Below are 26,573 nucleotides of genomic sequence, written 5' to 3' on the forward strand. Positions count from 1 at the left end.
ACAAATGAATATGGAGATAAAAGAATAAATGGAATGTCAGTATTCATAAAAAATATGAATTATATCATGAAAGAAGTAATGCTAGAAACTTTAAAAAGAGATCAGCTTCGTTATTGGTTAAAGGCTCTTACAGGAATATCTTTAATTCCAATAATATTCCCTAATATAATGGAAAAATGGATGAAAAATAATTTTCCACAGGCTAATTTTTTCTATAATAGTTCTTTGGATATTGTAGCTAGAATAATTATATTAATTGTTGCTTTAGTATGTTTTATTGGGCTAAGGCAATTGGAAAAATATAATGATAAACAAATTAAGTTAACAGTAAAAGAAAAAAGTTGGGAAAAAGCTTTACTAAAAATTAAGCCTATAGAAAGAATAGTTCACATATCAATGCCTAAACCTAATTCAAGCTATTATCATAAAGCAATAAATCTATTACAACAAGTAGGGAGCTATTTAACTATTGAGTGGTTATATCTTAGAAGAATAATTTCAGGACTTTTAGGTTTTATTTTTGTTGTTATATCAGTTGTAGCTTTGCAAAAAATCCATATAGACAATGTTTTAAATAACACTTCTTATAGGTTCATAACTCCTTCTTTTAATAATGTAATAGTTATTGGTAAAGATCAAGTGGATATAGGAAAATTTGATAGTGAAATTATAACTAAAGTCAAAAATGAAGATAAAATATATAAAACTACAACAGAAAATTTAATCAAATATATGAGAGAATATGGAATTGATGATGACGAGATATTAAAGGTGGCTATCATAAGAATTGAAAATAAGTTGAATTATTTAAATAATCAATATTTTAAATGGTATCATATTGTTTTAGCAATAGTAATAGGATTTTTTACTACGGATATACCTATATGGATATTAAAATTTCAAAAAAAACTTAGACAAGCTGACATGGATACTGAGGTTTTTCAATTTTATACAATTATATTACTTTTAATGCATCATGAAAAAGCTTCTATCGAAATGATACTTGAATGGATGGAGAGATTTTCAGATGTATTTAAAAATCCTATAAGAAAGTGCCAAAATAATTTACAAAATGGAACTGTTGAAGCTTTAGATCAACTAAAGGAAGATGTAAAATATAAACCATTTAATAAAATTGTTGATAATTTAATTATAAGCGAAAAAATAAAGCTATGGGAAGCATTTGAATCATTAGAAAGTGAAAGAGAATTTTTTGAAGAAGAAAGAAAAGAGCTTAATAAAAGAATAGTCCATGAAAGAGTAAGTTTAGGAGAACTCTTAGGATTCATTCCAATGTATGTTACTGTAGTAATTTACTTCGTTTTGCCGTTAATATGGACAAGCTATATAGAATTAGACAATATATTAAACAATTTTAAAATTTGAGGGGGCAATATAATGGATAATATTAAAAAAGCAATTATGTTTGCTGTAGGAATTTTAATAACAGTAGGAATTATAGCTATGGGACTTTCCTTCTATGGAAAAGCAAATAATATGACCAAATCCGCAGATACGAGTCTTAATGATATAACTCAAACCATAAGTAATTCTAAATATACTGAATATGATGGAACAACAGTTTCAGGGACACAAGCTATAAATGCTATAAGGCTTTATGCCGCCAATAATTTTACGGTTTCAGTTTCCACAAAAAAAACCACAACAAGCTATAATTCAGCTACATCATATAATATAACTGATATTAGCAATTCTGATTATATTGAACCTACTGGAAAGTTTAAATCTGAATTAGAGAAGACGGCTAATGACACAGTTAACAAAATTAAATTAACACAACAATAGCTTTATAATTTATTTCCCTCACTTTAAAAGTGAGGGGAATTTATAAGGAGGATTTATGATTAATTCAATTTCCAAGGTGGTTAGTATAATTATTGCTGTAATCTTAATGGTGATGATTACTTATAATATGTTTTGGATTATAGATAGAATGGTATATAACCAGGTAAATGTAATTAATAATAGATTTCAGAAGGAAGTAAGAACTAGAGGTTATATAGATAGAGAAATGTATGATATTTTCATGAAAGAACTCACAAATACGGGCAGGATTTATGATGTAGAAATGCTTCATAGGAGTATTAAATATTATCCATTAAGTGAAGGTTTAAAAGAATATACACCTGAAAAGCCTTATAGTATTGAATATTTTAAACATAATGAAAATGAAATATTAAATGAAATTTATAACAAGGACAAAAGATATTTAATGAGGATTGGCGATGATTTTACTGTAACAGTGAGAGATCAAGGTACTAGAGGAAGTAGAGTACTTTGGAATGTGATAGGTGGAACTAAAGAAAATAATACATTAATATTCTCCACATACGGGGGGATGGTAGAAAATGAAATTAACTAATTTATTTGTAGTTATTTTAATAGTTATAGGAGCTGTGTCAATTCCAATTGGAGTTAAACAAAAAAGAATGATAGAAGCAGAGGAGCTAAAAGTAAGATATAACGAGATAATTGATAATGCAGTAAAGGATTCAGCAAAGACACTATTAGATCCAATAAATAATGAATCTATAGAAATATTAGCAGAGGGAAAAAATATAAGTTTTAAAACTACTAATTTAAATCTTGATAAAGCACTATGGAGATTTTATCAGACTATGTTTTTAAATCTTAATATAGAAAATGACTATATGCAGCAACAGGCTTTTTTAGATAAAGTACCTATAAAATTAGCTATAGGCTACGACGGATACTATATAAATACCTGGACAGAAGTTGTTGAAAATGATGAGAAAAAAGTTAAGGAAATATGGCAGCCTAAAAAAGAGTTTTTGTACTATGATGACAAAAATAAAATAAAAATCAATCTTACATTAGATGATTATGTTTATATTACAGATATTAATACAAATGAAAAATTGCAAGGCAAACAAGAAGAATTTAAAGATAAATATAAAAACATGCTTTTTAGTGATAAATTTGATCATGTAAGAAGGCAAATAATAGTTGAGTCTATAAGAAAGGACTTAGAATATTATAGTAGTTTAAATAATGAAATCTCATTAAAAAATGGATGGGGTTACACTCTTAAACTACCATTAATAGATGAAAAAGCAATTAATGATATAACCTTCATTGCTTTCTTACAAGGACTACCACTTAATGGTATTGAACTTTACAATACTTATGGTTTTGGTGTAGCTAGAGTAGTAAGAAAAAATAATGTTTATGGAAACGAAGAAAAAGGAGTCAAGTATTATCATACTGACAAATGTAATAATAGAACTAATTCAGATGTAATATTTGATAGCCCTATTGATGCTTGTAAAAATGGTTATTATCCACATCATTTGTGTAATTAGATTGTAATGTGTGTTGTTAGTATATAAAGTAAAGAGAAAAGAGAGGAATATATTATGTTAAATAAAAAAACTTTTACTAAATTAATAGCGTTAGGACTTTTAGGAGTATCTTTATTAAGCTTTGCTCCAGAAGTAAAGGCAGATGCAAATGATGGATTTACTAAGTCATCCTATGGATACAATATGAAAAGATTAGATGGTAGTGATAGATTTGATACTGCAATATCAGTATCAAACGAATTTAAGAGATTATCAGACAAAAATAATGAAAAGGTAGAAAATGTAGTTATTGCAAACGCATTTGATTATCCAGACTCATTAGCTTCAGCACCATTATCTAAGATTTATAATGCACCATTACTTTTAACAGAAAAAGATAAGTTAAATAGTAAAACAGAAGCACAGCTTAAAAAGCTTAAAATTAAAAAAGTATTTATAGTAGGTGGAACTGGTGTAGTTTCACAAAATGTAGAAAACAAACTTAAATCAATGGGAATTGCAGTAGAGAGATTAGCAGGAGAGGATAGATATCAAACATCTTTAAAAATAGCAAACAAAGTTTTAGATTATTGTTTAGCAAATGCACCAACAGATTTTACAGGTTACAAATACAGATCAGTATTCATGGTAGATGGACATAGATATACTGATGCTTTAACATTAGCAGGAATGTCAGGGCGTAATGATACACCTATAGTATTGTTACCTTCAAATAAAGATTTGAAACCAAGCGATGTTAAAGGCTTAAATGAGCTTATAAGCAAAGCTACAGAAGGTGAAAACGATAAAGAAATTCCGAGAGAGAAACTAGAAATATATTGTTTTTTACCATACTTTAATGATAATTTTTTTGAGAACATTCCTAATTGCTCTATGCAGGGTGGAGGTACAAATAAATATTTAGCTAATCTTTCAGTTAATTTTGGAAGTGCGGATATTTTAAAAAGCTATGATAATGTAATGATGGCTACAGGTGAAAATTTTCCTGATGCATTAGCAGGTGGAGCATTAGCAGCAAAGCTAAATATGCCAATTGTATTTAGTGGTGATAATTTAAAAGAGACTTTTTTAAATGATAGTAACCCAAATCTTAGAGGTGAATTATTAGGACAATATAGAGATACTAAAAACGTTTATTTAGTTGGTGGAAAAGCTGTAGTCAAAGACGGAGCGGAGAAGAAATTAAAAGGGGTTGACTAAGGTGAAAAAAAGGTCAAAATTTTTATCTTTAGTTTTATCTTTAGTATTTTTAATAAATATTTTCGGATCTGTTCAGGTGTTTGCTTCCGATGACTTCGGTTATATAGACATAGAATACCTTGACATGGATACAGGACAGCACGTAGCGCCATTTAGAACAGAACCAGTAAAATTAGGTGGAAAGCCATCTGTAGATCGTAAAGTAAATCCTGTCTCAGTATCTGGGTATAGAGCAGAGTATGCAATTAGTGATGGTGTTAAAAAAAGTCCTCAGGATGTGATTGTATCTATAACAGAAGGTTCAAGATCAAAAGTAACTTTTTATTATAAAAGGAACTCTAAAACAAGAACGGTGAAATATTACGGAATACTCATTGGAACAGGTGAAATTTTTGATACTAAACAAACATCTGTGCAAGTTAGTGGCAGTCCTGTAAAAGTACCGACTAATGCACCTACACCAAGCAATCCTAACTGGAAGTTTAAATATTCAACAATTGGCAAGGACGGAAGCAAAAGTGATTCAAAAAGTGTAACTGTTGATGTTAAAGACAGTGATGTAGAAGTTTACTATTGGTTTGAACCGTCATATGGAGAAGCTGAAGTAATGCTTACTATAGTAGATAATGAGCTTGATAAATCAGGTAAGTTTGTTAAAAATCAAGAAAATGGTAAGGATTTCTTTGGAAGAAAGGACGAAAAATTCAAAGTAAATGGAACTAAAAATATAACTGTATCTTCTCCAACAGGTGGAAAAGAGGGATTAGACTTTGCGTATGCAGTAATTGAGCATAATCAAGGAAATCCAAATGATGCTATTAATAATCATATACAAAAGTTTGATTCAAAAATAATTAATTTTGATATAACAACAATATCCACCAACTGGTACGTGCATTTCTACTATATTCCTAAAGGAAGTAATCCAGGTGATGGTGGAGGAGCTACAGATCCTAACGGTGGAAAGATAGTATTCAATCCGAACGAAACTGATTGGACTAATTTAGGAAAGACAGGGGAAGGTAATGGTAGATATCCTATAGAAGTCAAATATGATGGTCAAAACCCTGCTATTGGGCAAGGGAGTGTTGTTTGGCATCACTATGAGGAAGGCGAACCTGAAATAATTTTGGTAGGAAATCCACCAGTTGAAGTACAAGTTCCAGGAACACCAATAGAAATGGATCATCCTGAGACATTTGAGGTTAAGTTTCCACTAAATAGCATTACTGTAACAGGAGATGGGAATGGAAACTTTGGCGGTGATGGTGGAACTGTGTACATTGAAAAAGAAGGAGAAGGGCTTAAATTAGAAGCTACAGGAAGATGGGGACAAGCTGAATACAATGAGCCTACATCACCTGATGAAAATGATACCCTTTCAAGTAAAGAAATTCCTAATGCACCATCTGATCCTGCAGAACAATCAGGATTATATAATATAGATTGGACTAAACCTGATATTCATATTGATGATCCACAATCAAAGTGGGTCAAGGACCCAGTACCTTATCCAGTAAAGGTAACTGTAGATGATAACCTTTCAGGATTTGCAAATGGTAGTGTAGATGTTACTGATTCTAGTCATTATGGCAGAGATAATAGCGATAGCTTACCACATGCAGAAAAGAGCTATACTAGAACTGTAATGTTGCATGATGGAATGTATAAAATAGCTGTAAATGCAGTTGATAGGGCTACAAATGATAATGCTGATAGTAAGAGTACCTATTATATTGATGGAACAGATCCAGAGGTGACGTTTAATATTAAGCCAGGAATATTTTCAGTGGAAAATGGAGCTGTTAGAAAGGCAAGTAAAAAAGGTATAGATGATGGTTTTTATGGAGAGTTAACAGCTTCCGATAATCTCTCAGGAGTAGCTAAAATACAGTATGGATGGACATTTGAAAATAAAAAGAATGATGTTGAATATGAAGTAATCTATACAAGTCCATATACTTATACGGATAGATACCAGGAAAGAATTAAAAAAGAAATAGAAAAACCGGTGGGAGATAATTTATTTCTTCATGTAGAGCTTTGGGATACTGCAGGAAATTATACTTATAAGGTATTCGGGCCTTATGAAGATCCTATAAAATTAAGAGATTTTCAAGTTACGGATGTTAGGGATCCTAAATGGCAAGAAGTATTTTGGGATGGAAATAAACCTACAGGAGTACACTTTAAAGCAGATAAATTGCCACTTGATAATACAAGTAATCCTATATATAAAAATGCTGATATGAAAAAAGGATATGCCTTTTACTTTGATGTTACCAGTGAGTATTTATATAGGGAAGAAGATAAAATTGTAATTAAGCCTACATTATATTGGGTAAAAGATGGTGAAAAAGTTCCTGTAGATATGTATTATCAGCTTAATAATAATCCTTTCATAAAAATGGGAAGTGATGAAGATACAATAAAGCTTCATATGAAAGTTAAGCGAAAGAAAACTGTTATAGGAGAACTTTCAGAACTTATTCTTAAAAAACCAGTGAGAATATGTAAAGGTAGAGAATGGTTAGGTATAGGTGGATGGAAACATAAATATCCTGCTGATGTTCAATATAAAGATGGTAAAGAACAATATTGGTATGGCAAATACCTTATACCTCAAACAGCTGTATTTGTAAAGAAGGGTGACTCTCCAAGACCAGAAAATATTTTAGAAGGTGGAGAAATACTTATTAATTTTCAAATTATAGCATATAAAAATGGAATTGAAACATTAAGTACGGATCAAATATATGTATATGTACCTGACCAATGGAAAGCAGAAGGTGGTTCAAAATCAAGTAAATATGTAGAAGGTGATGTTATTCTTTATAATAACAAAAGGAGTAGCTTAGATGATTTTAAAACTAATATAACACATTAATAATAGTATTAGTTTTTAGTGTTAGGGAGGAACTATGATTAGCTATATTTTAATAATTGCAATATTTTTACTTATTTATATTTCTTCTTTTATAATTATAATAAGAAAATATAATAAAAAAATAAATGAGCTAAAAACAAGTTCATTTTCTACAAAAGAAAACAATATAATGAAAAGTATATTGGATTCAGGGATAAATAATAGTGTTACATTTACACTAGAAAGTTCAGCATTCTCAATAGTAAATATACTTATGAATAATTATAAATTAGATTATTGTAGCATTTTAATTGATAGAGATAGATTAATAAATATAGCTTCAAATGTGGAAAGTCAGTATGTAGAAGATGTTGAGGAGTATTGTAATGAGGCTATAAGAAGTATGAATGGAGCAGCTAAGATTAGATCTTCAGAAAGTTATTTAAACTACAAATCTGCTAATAGAAGAAAAATTAAGTATTCATATTTAATACCTTTAAATCAACAAAACAAACAGATAGGAGCCATATTTATAGAAAACTACGATGATTATAAAGAAAATGAATTTGAATTAGAATTCTTTAAATTAGTTATAAAAAACATAGCTATAGCTCTTCAAAATTGCATTTATCGTGATGAAATAACATCTATGGCAATGAAAGATAACTTAACTCAGGTATATAACAGGAATTATATGAAAATGCACTTACAAGAACAAATTGATTCTAATAAAAAGTTTACACTGGCGCTACTTGATATTGATTTTTTTAAGAAGTTCAATGATACCTATGGTCATGACTTCGGAGATGTTGTTTTAAAAGAAGTAAGTCAGTTTATTAAAAAAAGTATAAAGGAATATGATGAGATATATAGATGGGGTGGAGAAGAATTTATAATATATTTTAACAATACAGAAAGTAGTGGAATATATGAGAGATTAAACAATATAAGAGATAATCTTTCAAGATATAAAATAGGGAATGGAAAATCTGTAGAAGTTAGTGTAACTGCAAGTTTTGGCACTGTAGATAGTGGAAGTGGAAAAACTATCGATGAATTGATTTCATTAGCGGATAAAGCTTTATACCATAGCAAGGAAACTGGAAGGAATAAGGTTACGGTATATGAAAAAATGTAAAATTATACAAAGATCATAGTAACATAGTTTTTTAATTATACATAGTATTTTAGTATAGATATCTTTGTATATTATTTAATTTATAAATCTATTTAAGACATCTTCAAAAAATAATAGGCCAGTATGTTAGCCTATTTTTCATCAAACTGCATTGTCAGAACTCGCTCATAGCACCACTATGAGCAGAACCTGACGTCTTGTCTGATATGAAATATACCAACATCTTTGGTTTATTATTTTCTTTCAGATGTCTAATTGATTTATTATTAAAGTTGAGTATATGGCAAAGCTAATGTAAAATATAATAGGATATTTTATATTAGGGGGTTAATACATGAATTACGATGAGGCGATTAAATATATAAAGGAAACTGCGAAGTTCGGTAGTAAATATGGTCTCGATAGAACAGAAAAAATATTAGAATTTTTAGGAAATCCACATAAACATATAAAAACTATACATGTGGCAGGAACAAATGGAAAAGGGTCAACTACTGCTATGCTTACTTCTATACTGATGGAGGCAGGATATAATGTAGGGAGTTATATATCGCCGTACATAGAGGAATTTGAAGAAAGAATACAAATTAATAGAAATAATATTCCTAAAGAAGAATTAGCAGAAGTAGTAACGGAGGTATCGAAGGCTGTTTCTAAAGTTGTAGATTTAGGATATGTTAACCCTACAGAGTTTGAAATAATAACCTGCGCAGGATTTTTGTATTTTCATAAAAAAAATATAGATTATGCACTAATAGAAGTAGGATTAGGTGGTAGATTAGATTCTACAAATGTTATAACTCCTATTTTAAGTATTATTTCTTCTATAAGCTTAGATCATACTCAAATATTAGGAGATACTTTAGATAAAATAGCCTATGAAAAAGCGGGAATAATAAAGGAAAAGGTTCCAGTTGTATTGTTTCCACAGGAAGAAGTGGCAGAAGATGTTATAGAGAAAACTTGCAAGGAAAAAAATTCTAAGCTTATAAAAGTTCCTAGAGATATTTCAGAATATGTTGCAGTAACTTCTAATACATTGGAAGGAAAAGAAATTAAAACTCAACAAATTAATTTAAAGAATGAATATATTGATAGTTATGAGCTATCATTACTAGGTAAACATCAAATACTAAATTCAACAGTAGTTGTGTATGCAGCTAGAGAGCTTATGAATTTAGGAGTAAAAATAAGTAAGGATAATATTATCAATGGTCTAAAAAGTGTTCAATGGCCAGGGAGATTAGAAATTATGAAAAATAATCCACTGGTTGTTATAGATGGGGCACATAATATAGATGGAATTAAAAAACTTACAGAAAGTATAGATTTATATTTTAAATATAATAAGTTAATATTGATTCTTGGAATATTAGCAGATAAACAGGTTGAGGATATGATCAAGACCATTGCACCTAAGGCAGAAAGAATAATTTCAGTAACTCCACATAGCGATAGAGCTGAACTTGCGGAAGACTTAAAGATAGAAATAGAAAAGCTAGGGGTTAGCTGTGAAGCTATAGATAGTTATGAAGAGGCATATAGAAAAGCACTTTCATACTGTAATGATGATGACTTATTATTAATATCAGGTTCATTATACATGATAGGGGACATGAGAAAAATTATAAGGAATTTTAAATAATAGTTTTTTGTAGAATTTTTGAAAAATCATGACTTTTTAATCGTAGCATAAATTATCACCTCCTCATAGTATATTGTGAGGAGGTGATTCACGTGAGGTATCTTTATGTGTGTAATGCCACTAAAGACAGAATTGAGAAAATAGAGTTAGATAATTTTGAAGAAGTTGAATCCATAGAGATTAAGGATTCAGAAGGTGAGAAATTATCACCCCGTGGAGTATGTCTATACGAAGATATGCTCATAACTTCGAATTATAATAATAGCTCTATTTCTTTTTTGTATAAAGAGGGAACTATCGAAAAATTCTACTTAGGCGGTGGATGTACAGAGGCTTCTGTTTTAGATAAATACGCTTATGTAATTTGCGAAGACTCTAATACAGTGGTATGCTTTGATATTAAAGCTAAAGATGTGGTAGAAATAATACCTTGTGGAAGTTCACCTCACAGTTTGGATATTTGTAAAAAGAGTAATAGAATACTAATTTCTAATATGTATAGTGATAATTTAAGTATTATAGATGTAACTAAGGGAGGAGAAGTCAAAAATATATCCGTAGGAGCATATCCTACAAAAGCGCTATGGTCATCAGATGGTAATTATATACTAGTTTGTGAAAGTAATTTAGGATATTGTGGAAAGGGATGTGTAACTATTATATCTTTAAGGAATAATAGTATCCTTCATAAAATTCCTGTAGGAAATGCTCCTATGGATATGTATTGTGATGGACGATATTGCTATGTATCTAATTATGGTGATGGAAGTATAAGTATAGTAGATATAAATAAATACGAAGAGGTTAAAAAAATTCGTATAGGTGGAATGGTAAAAGCCATAACCACAGATGAAAAGTATATATATGTAGGTGATATATACAATAATTCTCTTATTAGAGTAAATAAAATAGATGAAAGCAAAAAAGTCATTCCGATGAGTGGAGAACCCATGGGAATGATTGTGAATTGATTTTTAGTGATTAGCTTATGCAAAATTATTCACTAGCTAATATAGTTATAATTTTATTATAAAGCTCTGATGAATTGGATTTCCATTTATAACATAGTTCACGAGCTTGCTTATTTGATGCAACACTTATTTTAATATCGATAAGTGTTGTGTCATTTTCTGAAGCTATTAAATTAACTAGGTAGCTATTTTTATTTTCAATAGTATAATCAGCAGTAACTGTTAATTCTTTTTTTATTTTAGATAGGCTACTTTCTAAATAGTCATTTGCTTTTTCAATTTTACTTTCTGAAATTCTATTTTCAAATAGCGATAATACCTTCTGTCCATCATCTGTTATAACTAATCTATCTTTTTCATGTTCAATTGTATGTTTTAACAAATTCGAAGAAGTTAATTCCACTATGTATTGCTGAAGCGTAAAATAGTTCATAAAATTATTTTCTAAAACAATTTCAGTAATTTGAATGTTTGAAATTGGAAGTTTTATTTTATTAAATATATATAGCAGAAGAAGTTTATTTTCTGCTAAATCCAGAGAATCTTCAAACATATTTCATCCCCCTTTGAATTTTAAAATGAATTAAATTCATACTTATTATAACACAAAAAATAACAATTTTATTAGAATTTTATTTTAAATATATTTTGCTATAAAGAAGAATATAATTTTAGAAACTCACTTATTACATAAAACATTGTATTTACTGCATTTTTATAATTTATAAAAAGTTAATTTAATGAGATAAATAGAATTTATTATTAATAATCTCATTAAGTTTTATATGTAATATAACTATAAAGATGTGAATATTATTTATGGAATAGAAATATTATTTTAGGGGGAAATATGGATTTTATAAAAAAACATAAAAAGGTATTTTTAAGCGTTGCTTTATTACTTATTGCATCTGTATTGACAGTAGCTATAAGTAGTAAGGGAACTTTTGCAGTTTTTTCACAAGGTAAAAAGATGCCTATATATTGTGTAGATACAGAGGAAAAGAAGGTAGCTATAACCTTTGATACTACTTGGGGAGAAAGCAATACTATGGAATTATTGGACATACTTGACAAGCATAATGCAAAAGCAACTTTTTTTGCTATAGGACTATGGGTAGATGATTTTCCTGATATTGTTAAAGAAATAGATAAAAGAGGACATGAGATTGGAAATCATACTAATAAGCACCCTAACATGACTACAGTTTCAAAAGAAAGAATGTTAAAGGACACTGAAATTGCAGATGCTAAAATTTTAGATCTTACAGGAAAAACTACTACGTTATTTAGATTTCCAGAAGGAGCATATAATGATTTAGCTATTGAAACAGTAGAATCCACAGGAAGAAAATGTATTCAATGGGATGTGGATAGTATAGATTGGAAAGCACAGGGAGCTGATATTGAGTATGAAAGAGTTATGAAAAAAGTAAAGCCAGGTTCTATAATATTATTTCATACTGATGTAAAATATACACCTCAATCATTACCAAAGATATTAGAAACCTTGAGTTCACAGGGTTACAAATTTGTTACAGTTTCTGAACTTATATATAAAGATAACTACGATATAAATAATGAAGGAAAGCAGATAAAAAGCAAATAATCCATTGCATAAATGTATAATTTGTATTATAATGGAAACATGTGTTAAAGCTTTAAAATTGTTTCGGAAGAATTATAAGAATTTTCATAATATTGGTTATAGTTCGCTATTTTAGTGAATATATTATGGTATATGAAAATGAACAAAAAACTAAGGGAAAGAGGGGTTACGATGGACAATACTATGTTGAATAACAAAATTTACTTGGAAGGAAAAGTTATTTCAGAATTGGAATTTAGCCATGAAATGTATGGGGAAGGCTTTTATAATTTTGATTTTGAAGTACCAAGATTAAGTGATGCTACTGATGTTTTAACTATAACTGTTTCAGAAAGATTAATAACAGGTATGAATGTTGGAATAGGTAGTGAACTTATAGTAGAAGGACAATTAAGATCATATAATAAGTTTGTTGATGGATCAAACAGGCTTATATTAACAGTATTTGCAAGAGATATTAAGGAATTAAAAGAAAGAAGTAAAAATCCAAACCAAATTTATTTAGATGGCTATATATGTAAAGCACCAGTATATAGAACAACTCCTTTTGGACGTGAAATTGCAGACATGCTTTTAGCGGTTAATAGATTATATAACAAATCCGACTATATCCCTACAATTGCTTGGGGAAGAAATTCTAGATTCTGCAGGAGTTTAGAAATAGGAGATAACATAAGGATTTGGGGAAGAGTACAAAGTAGAGAATATCAAAAAAGAATCTCTGAAACTGAAGTTATTAAAAAAATAGCATATGAAGTTTCAATATCTAAAATGGAAAGAGTAAATGATGAAGGTGAAGAAGAAGATGCAGAAAATACAGCAACTGCTTTAGTTGAGGAGAATACAGAATCCGATGTTAATATAGAATCAGATATTGATATAAATGATGCAGTTTAAACTTTTAAAATAAAATAGCTAGTTAAATATGACTTGTGTCAGAGGAGCTATAGATTTAGCTGATAGTGATGTATTAGCTGGTTTAGTATTGCACAAAATAGGATAATATACTGATTAGTTATTTATTTGCCGATATCATAAAAATGGTGGTCATTGACCACCATTTTATTTCTCTATTTTCTTAAGTCATCCAATAATTCAGTTTTACCTTTAGTCTTAACATCAACAGTTTTAATTATTTTTGCAGGGCATCCTGCTACTACTACATTTTCAGGCACATCTTCAGTAACGATTGATCCAGCAGCAACTACTGAATTATCGCCTATTTTAACGCCTTCTAATATAACCGCATTTGCACCTATTAAAACATTGTCGCCAATCTCACAAGGGGATTTACTTGGTGGTTCTAAAACTCCTGCCACTACAGCACCAGCTCCTAGATGAACTCTTTTTCCAAGTTTTCCTCTAGCACCAACTACAGCATTCATATCTACCATAGTTTCCTCACCAATTTCAGCACCTATATTTATAACTGCTCCCATCATAATAACTGCATTTTTACCGATACTAACCATGTCTCTTATAATAGCACCAGGTTCAATTCTAGCATCTATATTTTTAATGTCCAGCATTGGAATTGCAGAATTTCTTCTATCGTTTTCTATTCTGTAATTCTTAACTTTTTCATTATTATTTTCTAGGAAATTTTGTACCTCATCATAATTTCCGAATAATATGTAGAAATTTCCTTCACCATAACATTCTATGTTATTGAAATCACAATCCTTAATATTACCATTTACATAAGCTTTAACAGGAGTAGCTTTCTTAGATTCTTTAATATATCTTGCTATTTCATATGGATCTGTTAAATTGTAATTCATGTTGAATCTCCTTTCTAAGTATAGTTTGAATATGAACATATAACTTTTGTTCATACACTAAATAATATAATATTAAAGTTATATTTGCAATACTTAACCAATTGAGAATTGAGGATTCTTATTGATAATTAACATTAAAATTAATTATTGTTCAATTGATTTCTTATAAGAATTTATAAAATAACGTAAAAAGAAGAAATGTCAGATAATTGTTCCTTATCTGTTGTAAACCCTAAATTATATAAGGATTTTTAACAATTTGGTATAATTTATAGAGAATGATATAATAAAATCAACGTATAGGAAAGGGGGAGTGATACCATGGGAAAATTAAAAGAGGGATACATACAAATATACACAGGCAATGGAAAAGGAAAGACTACTGCTGCAGTAGGGCTTGCAACAAGAGCGGCAGGAAATGAGTTTAAGGTTACTATGGTACAATTTTTAAAAAGTGGATCAACTGGAGAATTAGAAAGTGCTAAAAAACTTTCGACTTATTTTAATATATACAGATTTGAAAAACCACGAGGATTTTTCTGGACGTTGAATGATGAGCAAAAGGCTGAATTAAAAGAAGAAATACAAGAAGCATACAAATTTTGCTTAAAAGTTATGGAAGACAAACAGTGTGATATATTAATTATGGATGAAATCATGGGAGCTTTGGGTAATGGATTGGTCTCAGAAGAACAATTATTAGAACTTATGGATAAGAAACCAAAGGATATGGAGCTTATTATGACAGGTAGAAATGTTCCAGAAAGAATTATGGAAAAAGCTAATCTTGTTACAGAAATGAAAGATATAAAACATTATTTTAATGAAGGTGTACCAGCTAGAAAAGGCGTAGAGTTTTAAAGACTATAATTAAATTATTATTTTATAATTAAAAAGGACTGATTATATGAATGATATATTCTCAAAAAATGTAGAGAGTATAGAGATATCTGGAATAAGAAAATTTTATAATAAGGTATCCAAAATACCTGATGCAATATCCTTGACATTAGGGCAACCGGATTTTCATACGCCTAAGGCAGTTAAAGATGGAGTTATTAAAGCAATAAATGAGAATAGAACAGTGTATACTCCTAACGCAGGGATATTAGAACTTAGAAAAGAAATATCTAATTTTTTAAAAGACTTCCAAATTCACTACAATGCTGATGAAATTTGTGTCACTGTAGGCGGGAGTGAGGGGCTAATGTGTGTATTTACCACACTATTAAATAGTGGTGATAAAGTGTTAGTTCCTAAAATAGCCTATCCTGCCTATGAAAGTTTAGTGAAGATGTTAGGAGGAGAAGTTATTAATTATCCTTTAAAAGAAGATTTTTCTATAGATTTCAATAAATTAAGGGAATTAATAATAGCTGAAAAACCTAAAGCTTTAGTAGTGTCATATCCTAGCAATCCAACAGGTAGTATACTTTCTAAAGAGGAGAGAGATGAATTTTATAAAATAATAAAAGAAAATGATATAATTGCTATATCTGATGAGATATATTCTTCTCTTTGTTATGATAATTACTATTCTATATGTCAATGTAAGGATATAAAAGATAAGATAATTTTAGTAAGTGGATTTTCAAAAATGTTTTCTATGACAGGACTTAGAGTAGGATATGTTGCTTCAAGTGAATATATAATGAAAAATATAATGAAAGTTCATCAGTATAATGTTTCTTCAGCTACTTCTATAAGTCAATATGCTGCATTAGAAGGATTAAAGTGTTCTCTGAATGATGTTGTATATATGAAGGAGCAATTTAAAAAAAGAAGAGATTATGTATACAATAGATTAAAAGATATGGGACTTAAGGTTGATATTCCTAAAGGTGCTTTTTATATATTTCCATCTATAAAGAGCTTTAATATGAGTAGTGAAGAATTTTGTCATAGACTTTTACATGAAGAAAAGGTAGCTATAGTACCTGGTTCAGCTTTTGGAGAAGGTGGGGAAGGCTACATAAGAATATCTTACTGCTATAATGAAAAAGAGCTTAAAGAAGCTTTAGATAGAATGGAAAAGTTTATTGGAAGGCTCCGTAGTGGAGAAACATATACAACTTAGACAATGGATAATTGACAATTGAAAATTATAGCAGAAATTGGTTTAAATCAAGCTAGTTTCTTTAATAAATTTTTTACTAACATACAATTGCTAGTTTTTCACCTCTGAGGAACAGTAGCGAAGCCCTTTAGTGTTCTCATGAGGTGCAGTATAGTTTGGAACAATATCCAAAAAATCAAATCAATACTAATGGAGATAACCAATATAATTTAAATAGTAGTTAATGTATTAAATATTGTTTTATATCATACTGCACCCTAAGGGGTATAATTAAAAAGTAGTTACATGTTAAATTTGTGTAGCTATTTTAATTTTACTTAAACTTCATAATCTTATTATAGACCCCAGGGGTGTAAACTAATTATTTATAAGAAATTACTGCATAACTTTAAAATCAATTTATTTTTAAATTGTGAATCGAAAATAACTAAGGTATGCTTAAAAAAATAGATGCCTAAAATAAAAAAAGTGGTGATATATATCACCACTTTTTTAAAAAATTATTTTACTACATCATCCATTGAGTACATGCCTTTTTCTTTATTATAAACAAAGGCACATGCTCTTAAGGCACCTACTGCAAAAACTTCTCTGGAAATTGCAGAGTGCTTAATTTCAATAACTTCACCTTGACCAGCAAATATTATTTCATGGTTTCCAATTATATTTCCACCACGAATAGTATGAATACCTATTTCTTGTTCATCTCTTTTAGCTATTCCTTCTCTTCCAAAAATAAATTTCGTTTCATCTTTTATAGAGTCTTTAATAGTATTTGCTAATAGAAGAGCAGTTCCACTAGGGGCATCTACTTTTTGATTGTGATGCTTTTCTATAATTTCTATATCAAAGTCATTATAAAGCGTATTACTTATATTCTTTAATATATTATTTATTATATTTATTCCTATGGACATATTAGCAGAGAAAAACACAGGAATAGTATTACCTAAAGCATGAATATGAGCTTTTTGTTCTTCATCATATCCTGTAGTACAAAATACAACAGGTTTATTTTTATTAATTGCAAATTGAGAAATTTGCTTTAATGTATCTGGTCTTGAGAAATCTAAAATAACATCTATTTCTTCATTACATTCATCTATACTATCATAAATTGGATATTTAAGAGATTCTTCTTTAAATTTATCCACTCCAGCTACAATAGATAAGTTTTTAAATTTTTCAGCGGTAGAAGAAATCATTCTTCCCATTTTTCCACTACATCCAACTAAAAGGATTTTAATCATATTAGTCCTCCTATTTAATTAAGTTATAAGCTTTTAATTCGCATTGTAAAGTTTTAAGATTTTTTTCTTCCATGTCTACAAGAGGTAATCTTAAAGAACCTACTTCCATACCCATTAAATTAAGTGCAGTTTTAACAGGAATAGGATTTGTCTCTATAAAAAGAGCATTAGTTAATGGTAAAGTCTTAAGCTGTAAATCTAAAGCATCCTTTATATTTCCATTTAAATAGTATTCACAGATATTGTGAACATCTTTAGGAATTACATTAGCAAGTACAGAAATAACGCCTATACCACCCATTGCCATTATAGGAACAATTTGATCATCATTTCCAGAATATATGTCTAATTTGTCTTTGCACAGTGATTTTATCTTTATAATTTGACTCATGTCACCGCTAGCTTCTTTCACAGCAACTATATTATCAAGTTCACATAATTCTGCAAGGGCAGAAGGAGGAATATTCATTCCTGTTCTAGAAGGTACATTATAAACTACTATAGGTGTTTTTACACTATTAGCAATGGCTTTAAAATGTGCTATAAGTCCTTTAGAACTAGTTTTGTTATAGTAAGGATTTATAACTAGTAGTCCATCTGCTCCAACTTCTTCTGCATATTTACTCATTTCAATTGAAGCTTGTGTATTATTTGTACCAGTACCAGCAATAACAGGAATTCTTTTATTAACTACATCTATAACAAATTTAATAGTTTCTTTTTTCTCATCTGTTGACATTGTAGAAGCTTCACCAGTAGTTCCACAAACTATAATAGCATCTGTTTTATTTTCAATATGCCATTCTATAAGCTCTCTTAACTTATTAAAGTCAACACCAGTTTCATTAAAAGGAGTAACAATTGCTACACCTGAACCCTTAAAAATACTCATAATATTATCTTCCTTTCTAAAATATAATAAAAGACCATACTCATTTAGTCATTTATTTGCTAATTCTTTATATAATTCTAAATTAAATCTTTTTCTATAAAGGTTTCTGCAATTTGAACTGCATTAAGGGCTGCTCCTTTTCTTATGTTGTCAGCAACAACCCATAAGTTTAAACCTCTATCTACACTAAAATCTCTTCTTATTCTACCAATATAAACTTCATCTTTTCCAGCAATATTTATTGGCATTGGATAGATTTCTTCCTTAGTATTATCCATTACAACTATACCTTCTGATTTTTTGTAAAGTTCAAAAATATCTTCTATATTAAAGTCTTTTTTAAGTTCAACATTAATACTTTCGCTATGACCGTGATAAACAGGCACTCTAACTGTAGTAGCAGTGATTCTTAAATTAGTATCATGAAGTATTTTTTTACTTTCATCAATCATTTTCATTTCCTCTTTGGTGTAACCATTATCTAAGAATACATCAATTTGAGGGATTACATTATAAGCAATTGGAGAAGTGAATTTTTTAGGTGCTTCACCTTTAATACCATTCTCTAAATCACTATACCCATGCATTCCAGCACCAGATACTGCTTGATAAGTGGAGTAAACAACTCTTTCAATACCATAGGCATCATATAGTGGCTTTAAAGCTACCATAGCTTGTATGGTAGAGCAATTAGGATTTGCTATTATACCATTATGATTTCTAATATCTTCTCCGTTAACTTCTGGCACTACTAGAGGAACATCCTCGTCCATTCTAAAAGCACTGCTGTTATCAATAACTATAGCTCCATATTTAACGAATATCTTTGCATATTCTAAACTAGTGCTTCCACCAGCAGAAAAAAGGGCAAAGTGTATTTTTTTATTACATATATTTTCTTCTTTTAATTCTTCAACAACAATTTCTTTTTCTTTATAGTTAACACGAGAGCCAGCAGAACGTTTAGAAGCAAAGAGATAAAGATTTTCTATAGGAAAGTTTCTCTCTTTTAAAATTTCAATAAATTGTCTTCCAACCATACCTGTGGCTCCAACAATAGCTACATTATAAGTCAATTAAATCACTCCTTAAAAGTTCTTTACTATATTATATAGTTTTAGAATAAAAAGTTATATAGTTTTAAAAAAATAAATTTTATTGTTATTGTTAAACTAATAATTATCTTTTTATAAATCAGAAAAAAAATTACATAAAAAACCATGGGAAAATATTATTAATTAATTGCTGCACATAAAATATCATTTTATGTAATAATATAAAATCTGAATTGTTAATATAATGGAAATATTTTTAAAATTGTATTAACTTTGATAAGTTTAAATAAACAATTATGAAACTAAATTGTTTGACAATTAATATAGTATGTGATAGTATTATAAAAAATGAAATTCTTGTAGAATTTTTATTCAAAATTCATATTGTTCAATTATATGAAGCTTTCAAATTGCAATATAAATAAAAGAATTAATGATATATTAAACTTAATTATAGTTAATAATTAAATTTAATCAACTTTTGCTTGATATTTAGACAGGCACTTTTGTTATATCATTGTAAATTTTATGACCAGATTGTTAATAAAAATAGAATTATCAAAACATTCAGAAAATATAGCTAAAATCTGTGAATTTAAATTTAAAACATTGCTGTATAGATGTGAAGAAGATTAGTTGATAAAAAGTAAAGAAATGTTAGCAATACTACTAACATTTTTATTTTCTACTTAACTTAATTGTTCTAAGCTGAGAAGTAGGATGCTAAAGATGAAAATTAATAATTATAAACTGTATACTAAAGATTTTTTAATTTATTTGAAAGATTTAAATTAGTAAAGTATTGTTTAGAGTTTAAAGAATAAAAATAAGTACATAAGAATATGTTATAAAAAATAAGCAAAAGAAATTTATGCGAAGATTTATAATATATAGTTATAATTATAAAAAGTAAAAATGATTTTATTTATATCTTTATAAAATTAGGTATTTACAATCAGATATAAATAAGGTATAAAAGTAAGAAAAGAAATTCTACTAAGTTTCCTTAATAAGTGCAATAAAGTTAAATATGAAAAAATAGTGATTTTAGTGGGCAACATTCTAGAACATACCTACAGTAAAGTTTGAACTAAAGTATACAATCATTTAATAATTTTCTTCATAGTATTGTATCTTTAGTATAAATAAACCCTAAATATGATAAACAATAAAGAAAATGAAATAATTATAAAGCAAAAATGAAATTGAAATTCTTTGAAGAGGCTAAAAGAATTTTATTGTGTTATATATGGATATTAATTGCATATATGCTTATATAGTTTTTGAAGTTTTATAGACATAGAGTACATATAAAAGTTGTGTTGAAGGTATTATTTGGAGTACAGGTATATAAATATTCTTACATTTCTAACAAAAAAGTAAGGATATATATAATAAGTTGCAATAAGTGAAAATCTTTTGCAACAACTTTATGCTAAAATGGAGGGATGATGATGTTAAAATTTACTCTAAAGAGATTTGGGTATATGCTTGTAACGCTGTTCATATCAATAACAATTACGTTCATGCTAGTACATGCTATACCTGGTGACCCGCTAGCGTCAATGGCTAGAAACTTACCACCACAAATTAAAGCAAACTATTATGCTAAGTATGGATTAGATCAACCAGTTATAATTCAATACGGAAAATTTATTTCTAATTTAGTTCTACATGGAGACATGGGAGAATCTTTAGCTTACTCAGGAAGAAGTGTAGGCAAAACTATAGCTAGTTATGCACCTATATCAGCGAGAATAGGTGGACAAGCAATTTTAATTGGATTTACTATTGGAGTTATTTTAGGTATTTTAGCGGCATTTAAGAGAGGTAAATGGCCAGATTATTTAGTAATGTTTATTGCTATATTGGGTATTTCAGTACCAAGTTTCGTTATTGCGTCATTGTTGCAGTTTACATTTACAGTTCATTGGATGGTTTTACCATCAACTGGTTGGGGGCAATTTAAGCATACTATATTACCAACTATAGCCTTAAGTTTTGCTTCTATAGCAACTTATGCAAGATATATGAGAGCTAACTGTTTAGATGTTATTGGACAGGATTATATACTAACAGCAAAAGCAAAAGGTGTTTCTAAGTTAAGCTTAGTATTTAAACACGTTATAAGAAATGCTATACTTCCAGCTATCACATTATTAGGACCACAAATTGCAAATATATTTATAGGATCATTTGTTGTTGAAAGTATATTTGCTATACCTGGATTAGGTCAATATTTCGTTTCTTCCATATCAGATAGAGATTATACTATGGTAATGGGACAAACTATTTTTATATCAGCATTATTTATTGTTTCATTATTTATAGTTGATATAGTTTATGGACTAGTTGATCCAAGAATTAGAGTTTCTAATAGTAAGAGATAGGAGGGAAAGTTATGGCAGAGTTATCAAAAGACAAGTTTAAGATTATCGGGTGCGATACATCAAAATCTAATGAGATTTTAAGACCTAGTATGACTTATTGGCAAGATGCTTGGAGAAGATTAAAACAAAATAAAGTTGCAATAGTATCTCTTTGCATACTTATAATCATATCAATAATGGCAATTGTAGGACCAAGTATTGGTAAGGCTATATCTGGAGTAAGTTATGAGGTTACAAATAATAGTTTACTTAATCAAGGACCAAGTTCAAGTAACTGGTTTGGAACAGATATGTTAGGAAGAGATACCTTTGGTAGAGTTTGGCAAGGTGCTAGAGTATCTCTGATAATTGGTCTTATAGGTGCATTAATAGATACAGTCCTTGGTTCCATTTATGGAGGAATTGCAGGCTTCTTCGGTGGAATAGTTGATGACATAATGATGAGAATACTAGAAATATTAGTAAGTATTCCTTATCTTGTTATAGTTATATTAATATCTATGATATTTGATAGTAAAGGTATTTTAACTTTAATTGTTGCCATGACAGTTACAGGATGGTGTAGTATGGCAAGACTTGTTAGAGGACAATTATTACAAATAAAGGAACAAGAATACGTTCTTGCAGCTAAAGCTCTTGGGGCAAGTCCTTCAAGAATAATTGCTAGACATTTATTACCAAACACTTTAGGTGTTATGATAGTTGCAATAACTTTTGATATACCAAGTTTTATATTTGGTGAAGCGTTCTTAAGCTACATAGGTTTAGGAATTCAATCTCCAAAGACAAGTTTAGGATCATTGGCTTCTGCAGCACAACAGAACTTAATGTTCTATCCAGAACAATTACTTTTCCCAGCTTTAGTAATATCTCTAATAATGTTATCATTCCAATTACTAGGGGATGGTTTAAGAGATGCACTAGATCCGAAATTACGTCAGTAGGAGGGGAAATCGATGGAAAAAATATTAGATGTTAAAGATTTAAAAGTTTCATTCCATACTTATGCTGGAGAAGTTCAAGCAGTAAGAGGAATAAGTTTTCATTTAAATAAAGGTGAGACATTGGCAGTAGTTGGAGAATCTGGATGCGGAAAAACAGTTACAGCTAAGGCATTAATGAGATTGCTTCCTGAACCAATGCCTGCAGAAATAAAAAAAGAATCAAAAATTACATTTGAAGGAAAAGACATTTTAGCAATGGATGACAAAGAGTTAAGGGAACTTAGAGGTTCTGATATATCTATGATATTCCAAGACCCTATGACTTCTTTAAATCCAACTATGACTATTGGTAAACAAATTGCTGAAAGTTTAATTATACACAGAGGAATGAGTAAAGATGAAGCTCTAAAAGAAGCTATAAAAATGCTTGAGTTAGTTAATATACCTAATGCTGATAAAAGAGCACATCAATATCCACACGAATTTTCAGGTGGTATGAGACAAAGAGCTATGATAGCTATAGCACTTGCTTGTAATCCCAAAATACTTATAGCGGATGAGCCAACAACAGCTCTTGATGTTACAATACAATCACAAATTATGGAACTTATAGGAGATCTTCAAGAAAAGCTTGGAACAGCGGTTATTCTTGTAACACACGACCTTGGTGTTGTTGCTGATGTTGCAGACAGAATTCAAGTTATGTATGCGGGACAAATAATTGAAAGAGGAACAGTTGATGAAATATTCTATAACCCTCAACATCCGTATACTTGGGCTCTATTACAATCAGTTCCTAGATTAGATACTAAGAATAAAGGAAAATTGTATTCATTACAAGGAACACCACCAGATTTAATCAAGCCACCAGTTGGATGTCCTTTTGCTGCAAGATGCGAATATTGTATGCAAATTTGTAAAGAGGAAGTGCCAGAAGTTACAACTGTTACTGATTCTCATGAAGTATCATGTTGGTTAAAACATCCAATGGCTCCCAAAGTAGAAGTTCCTGAAGTTTTGAGAGGAGTGAAGAATAATGGCTAATGAAAAAAATGAAGTCTTAATAGAAGTTAAAAACTTAAAAAAATATTTCCAAGTTGGAAAAGCTGCTACTTTAAAGGCTGTTGACAATGTTAGCTTTGATATCTTCAAAGGGGAAACTTTAGGTTTAGTTGGAGAGTCTGGTTGCGGAAAAACAACTTGTGGAAGAACTGTTATGGGATTATATGATGCTACAGAAGGAACAATATCATTTGATGGCCAAGATGTAGGAAAATTAGATAAAAAGCAAAAAAAAGATTTTACTAGAAGAGCACAAATAATATTTCAAGATCCTTATGCTTCTTTAAACCCAAGAATGACTGTTGGGGATATAATTGGAGAAGGTATAGATATCCATGGGTTATATAGTGGACAAGAAAGAACAGATAGAATATTTAATTTATTACAATTAGTTGGCTTAAATAAAGAACACGCTTCAAGATTCCCACATGAGTTTTCAGGTGGACAAAGACAAAGAATAGGTATTGCTAGAGCGCTTGCTATAGAGCCAGACTTTATAGTATGTGACGAGCCTATATCAGCTCTTGACGTGTCAATTCAAGCACAGGTTGTTAACTTATTAATAAAACTACAAAATGAATTAGGATTAACTTATCTCTTTATAGCTCATGACCTTTCAATGGTTAAGCATATTTCAGATAGAGTTGGAGTTATGTATCTTGGTACAATGGTTGAGCTTGCGTCAAGCCATGATTTATATGAAAAGCCATTACATCCATATACTCAAGCATTATTATCAGCTATTCCAATTCCAGATCCTGAAGTGGAAAGAGGTAAAAAGAGAATTCAGCTTGAAGGTGAAGTTCCTAGTCCGATTAACCCAAAACCAGGTTGTAGATTTGCAGCAAGATGCAGATATGCTAAACCAATTTGCAGCGAAAAACTACCGGAGTTTAAGGAAATTGAGCCAAAGCATTTTGTTGCATGCCACTTATTATAATAAATATGAAAGACAGGGAGTTCCCTGTCTTTTTTTATGTGATGTATTTAATAAAGTTATGCTATACTGATTGATGGAAGTTTAGTCAAAGTAATTATCAAAGCCTTATAGTAAAGTATTAGTGATAGTGGAAATACTGAATTTGAAGCGTGAGAATAATGATGGCATGAAAATGCGTGTGTAACCAAGTAAAAATTATGTTGCATTTTTAAGCAGCTTATGAAGATAAATAAAGAAAGAATAAATTTCATTTTTGTAAAAATAACGTAAGAAGTTTATGAATAAATGGTTAGAATATGTTAAATGTATGATTATGGGTTACGGTGTTAAAGCGATTGATGTTAATATCGATTCGTATTTTTTTAAATTAGTTTTAAAGGTAATCATAAGAAAAGTAAGGACCTTATATACAAACATAATCTCATAACCGTGGTGAAAAAGTAGAGAAAGAAGGTATTTTCAAAGAGAAGGTTTGTGTAGAATATGCTGTAGATAGAATATATAGTATCATTGAATTTAGTATGATTAGAGAATGACAAATAAGCGATTAGAAGATTATAGTGATCATATATGGGTATCTCTTTACTGACAGCATAAGCGTCTTAAAATTGATTATAACAAGAAAAGAAGTAGATGACTCTACACAGTAAGTTAAGAAGTATATTATTAGAGAATACAGATGATTGTGACTGGAATTTAAATTTTAAAATAGTAAATGGAAAAGATTTAGAAGCAGAAAAATATTAGAAGATGTTTAGAAGACATGGTTAAAGAGTATTAATTATAGGTAAGATATAAATATATCGAATATGCTCAATTGTAAATTCAATTATCTTTTACAAGATTACATAATCATAGGGATAGAGAATTTAAATGATATTCTTAATTCCTATGATAATATTAACATTATCTTAAAATAAAGCTCAAATTAAATATGTATAATTAAAATTAATTTTCAAGTAAAACTAGCAAGCGATTTGCTAGTTTTTTATACGTTTAACATGCTTGAAGGATGATAGGATAAGAAAAGTTCATACGACTAGATACGTATCTAAAAGACTATAGAAATCCAATAAGGATAATTAAAGAAGCTGTATTTATAAGTATATAATGGGAATAACAAAGTAGAAGGTGTTATTTTCTTGGTTTCGTTATTATAGGAAAGTAAGTTTTAGTATATTCCTTACGATGAAAAATTGATAACTATTTAAAACTATTTAAAGTTTTAATGATTTATTAATATTTCAGTGTAAATTTAAAAAGATGTAATAAATCTAAACTTTCAATAATATATATATAATGTTATAAAATCATGATATTCCCACAAAAGTTGATAAATATACAATTGAATAAATTATTTAATAATATGTCAAAAATAATACATTTTATGTAAAAAAACAGAATAATAA

The 26,573-nt window shown here is 29.1% G+C and carries 21 protein-coding genes and 1 pseudogene; 17 read left to right on the forward strand and 5 right to left on the reverse strand.

Annotated features, from left to right (window positions below; genetic code table 11):
- The 9 genes and pseudogenes from B3603_RS21850 to B3603_RS21890 form a co-directional block, all read left to right on the forward strand.
- Nucleotides 1-1,386 (forward strand): annotated as a pseudogene (locus B3603_RS21850) (hypothetical protein); the annotation flags it as partial.
- Nucleotides 1,387-1,398: 12 nt separating this feature from the next.
- On the forward strand, nucleotides 1,399-1,806 hold the full coding sequence (locus B3603_RS21855; RefSeq protein ID WP_291568940.1) for a hypothetical protein: 408 nt from the start codon (nucleotides 1,399-1,401) through the stop codon (nucleotides 1,804-1,806).
- A gap of 55 nt (nucleotides 1,807-1,861) precedes the next feature.
- Nucleotides 1,862-2,383, forward strand: a complete 522-nt coding sequence (locus tag B3603_RS21860) for a hypothetical protein (RefSeq protein ID WP_291568942.1) — start codon at nucleotides 1,862-1,864, stop codon at nucleotides 2,381-2,383.
- On the forward strand, nucleotides 2,370-3,344 hold the full coding sequence (locus B3603_RS21865) for a hypothetical protein (RefSeq protein ID WP_291568945.1): 975 nt from the start codon (nucleotides 2,370-2,372) through the stop codon (nucleotides 3,342-3,344). Before B3603_RS21860 ends, B3603_RS21865 begins: the two co-directional genes overlap by 14 nt.
- Nucleotides 3,345-3,398: 54 nt before the next feature.
- Entirely contained in the window at nucleotides 3,399-4,544 is a 1,146-nt protein-coding gene (locus tag B3603_RS21870) for a cell wall-binding repeat-containing protein (RefSeq protein WP_291568947.1), read from the forward strand.
- Between the two features lies 1 nt (nucleotide 4,545).
- The gene (locus tag B3603_RS21875) at nucleotides 4,546-7,431 is read left to right on the forward strand and encodes a hypothetical protein (RefSeq protein WP_291568949.1); all 2,886 of its coding nucleotides are present in this window, start codon (nucleotides 4,546-4,548) and stop codon (nucleotides 7,429-7,431) included.
- Between the two features lie 34 nt (nucleotides 7,432-7,465).
- Nucleotides 7,466-8,548, forward strand: coding sequence for a sensor domain-containing diguanylate cyclase (locus tag B3603_RS21880; protein WP_291568951.1), 1,083 nt, complete (start codon nucleotides 7,466-7,468; stop codon nucleotides 8,546-8,548).
- A 334-nt stretch (nucleotides 8,549-8,882) separates the two neighbouring features.
- Nucleotides 8,883-10,193: a bifunctional folylpolyglutamate synthase/dihydrofolate synthase gene (locus B3603_RS21885; RefSeq protein WP_291568953.1), complete on the forward strand. Its 1,311-nt coding sequence runs from the start codon at nucleotides 8,883-8,885 to the stop codon at nucleotides 10,191-10,193.
- A gap of 92 nt (nucleotides 10,194-10,285) precedes the next feature.
- On the forward strand, nucleotides 10,286-11,164 hold the full coding sequence (locus tag B3603_RS21890) for a YncE family protein (protein ID WP_291568956.1): 879 nt from the start codon (nucleotides 10,286-10,288) through the stop codon (nucleotides 11,162-11,164).
- A gap of 25 nt (nucleotides 11,165-11,189) precedes the next feature.
- On the opposite strand, the gene B3603_RS21895 is transcribed toward B3603_RS21890, so the two are convergent.
- A complete protein-coding gene (locus B3603_RS21895) occupies nucleotides 11,190-11,717 on the reverse strand; it encodes a DUF4364 family protein (RefSeq protein WP_291568958.1) in 528 nt (175 codons plus the stop codon).
- Between the two features lie 297 nt (nucleotides 11,718-12,014).
- On the opposite strand from B3603_RS21895, the gene pdaB reads away from it, so the two are divergent.
- A complete protein-coding gene (pdaB, locus tag B3603_RS21900) occupies nucleotides 12,015-12,773 on the forward strand; it encodes a polysaccharide deacetylase family sporulation protein PdaB (RefSeq protein WP_291568960.1) in 759 nt (252 codons plus the stop codon).
- Nucleotides 12,774-12,944: 171 nt separating this feature from the next.
- Nucleotides 12,945-13,670, forward strand: coding sequence for a single-stranded DNA-binding protein (locus tag B3603_RS21905; RefSeq protein WP_291568962.1), 726 nt, complete (start codon nucleotides 12,945-12,947; stop codon nucleotides 13,668-13,670).
- A gap of 173 nt (nucleotides 13,671-13,843) precedes the next feature.
- Here B3603_RS21905 and dapD read toward each other — a convergent pair whose 3' ends face one another.
- Entirely contained in the window at nucleotides 13,844-14,554 is a 711-nt protein-coding gene (gene dapD, locus B3603_RS21910; RefSeq protein ID WP_291568964.1) for a 2,3,4,5-tetrahydropyridine-2,6-dicarboxylate N-acetyltransferase, read from the reverse strand.
- Nucleotides 14,555-14,875: 321 nt separating this feature from the next.
- Here dapD and B3603_RS21915 point away from each other — a divergent pair, with 321 nt between their 5' ends.
- Both B3603_RS21915 and B3603_RS21920 read left to right on the forward strand, forming a co-directional pair.
- Complete coding sequence (locus tag B3603_RS21915; protein ID WP_291568966.1) at nucleotides 14,876-15,415, forward strand: cob(I)yrinic acid a,c-diamide adenosyltransferase; 540 nt, start codon at nucleotides 14,876-14,878, stop codon at nucleotides 15,413-15,415.
- A 46-nt stretch (nucleotides 15,416-15,461) separates the two neighbouring features.
- On the forward strand, nucleotides 15,462-16,631 hold the full coding sequence (locus B3603_RS21920; RefSeq protein WP_291568968.1) for a pyridoxal phosphate-dependent aminotransferase: 1,170 nt from the start codon (nucleotides 15,462-15,464) through the stop codon (nucleotides 16,629-16,631).
- A gap of 500 nt (nucleotides 16,632-17,131) precedes the next feature.
- On the opposite strand, the gene dapB is transcribed toward B3603_RS21920, so the two are convergent.
- The 3 genes from dapB to B3603_RS21935 form a co-directional block, all read right to left on the reverse strand.
- The gene (gene dapB, locus B3603_RS21925; protein ID WP_291568970.1) at nucleotides 17,132-17,881 is read right to left on the reverse strand and encodes a 4-hydroxy-tetrahydrodipicolinate reductase; all 750 of its coding nucleotides are present in this window, start codon (nucleotides 17,879-17,881) and stop codon (nucleotides 17,132-17,134) included.
- 10 nt (nucleotides 17,882-17,891) lie between these two features.
- Nucleotides 17,892-18,773 (reverse strand): 4-hydroxy-tetrahydrodipicolinate synthase, encoded by an 882-nt coding sequence (gene dapA / locus B3603_RS21930; RefSeq protein ID WP_291568972.1) that lies wholly within the window; start codon nucleotides 18,771-18,773, stop codon nucleotides 17,892-17,894.
- 77 nt (nucleotides 18,774-18,850) lie between these two features.
- The gene (locus tag B3603_RS21935) at nucleotides 18,851-19,849 is read right to left on the reverse strand and encodes an aspartate-semialdehyde dehydrogenase (RefSeq protein ID WP_291568973.1); all 999 of its coding nucleotides are present in this window, start codon (nucleotides 19,847-19,849) and stop codon (nucleotides 18,851-18,853) included.
- Nucleotides 19,850-21,282: 1,433 nt separating this feature from the next.
- Between B3603_RS21935 and B3603_RS21940 the strand changes: the two genes are divergently transcribed.
- Genes B3603_RS21940 through B3603_RS21955 form a run of 4 tightly spaced genes read left to right on the forward strand, consistent with a single transcriptional unit; the run spans nucleotide 21,283 to nucleotide 25,164 of the window.
- Nucleotides 21,283-22,218 carry an ABC transporter permease gene (locus B3603_RS21940; protein ID WP_291568975.1) on the forward strand — a complete coding sequence of 312 codons (936 nt, stop codon included), beginning with the start codon at nucleotides 21,283-21,285 and terminating at the stop codon, nucleotides 22,216-22,218.
- Nucleotides 22,219-22,229: 11 nt separating this feature from the next.
- A complete protein-coding gene (locus B3603_RS21945) occupies nucleotides 22,230-23,162 on the forward strand; it encodes an ABC transporter permease (RefSeq protein ID WP_291568977.1) in 933 nt (310 codons plus the stop codon).
- Between the two features lie 12 nt (nucleotides 23,163-23,174).
- On the forward strand, nucleotides 23,175-24,206 hold the full coding sequence (locus B3603_RS21950) for an ABC transporter ATP-binding protein (RefSeq protein WP_291568979.1): 1,032 nt from the start codon (nucleotides 23,175-23,177) through the stop codon (nucleotides 24,204-24,206).
- On the forward strand, nucleotides 24,199-25,164 hold the full coding sequence (locus tag B3603_RS21955) for an ABC transporter ATP-binding protein (protein WP_291568981.1): 966 nt from the start codon (nucleotides 24,199-24,201) through the stop codon (nucleotides 25,162-25,164). The genes B3603_RS21950 and B3603_RS21955 overlap by 8 nt, the downstream gene beginning before the upstream one ends.
- The last annotated feature ends 1,409 nt before the right edge of the window (nucleotides 25,165-26,573 follow it).

Origin of the sequence: Clostridium sp. UBA2485 (assembly GCF_002341865.1) — a bacterium.
Taxonomy (GTDB): Bacteria; Bacillota; Clostridia; order Clostridiales; family Clostridiaceae; genus Clostridium_J.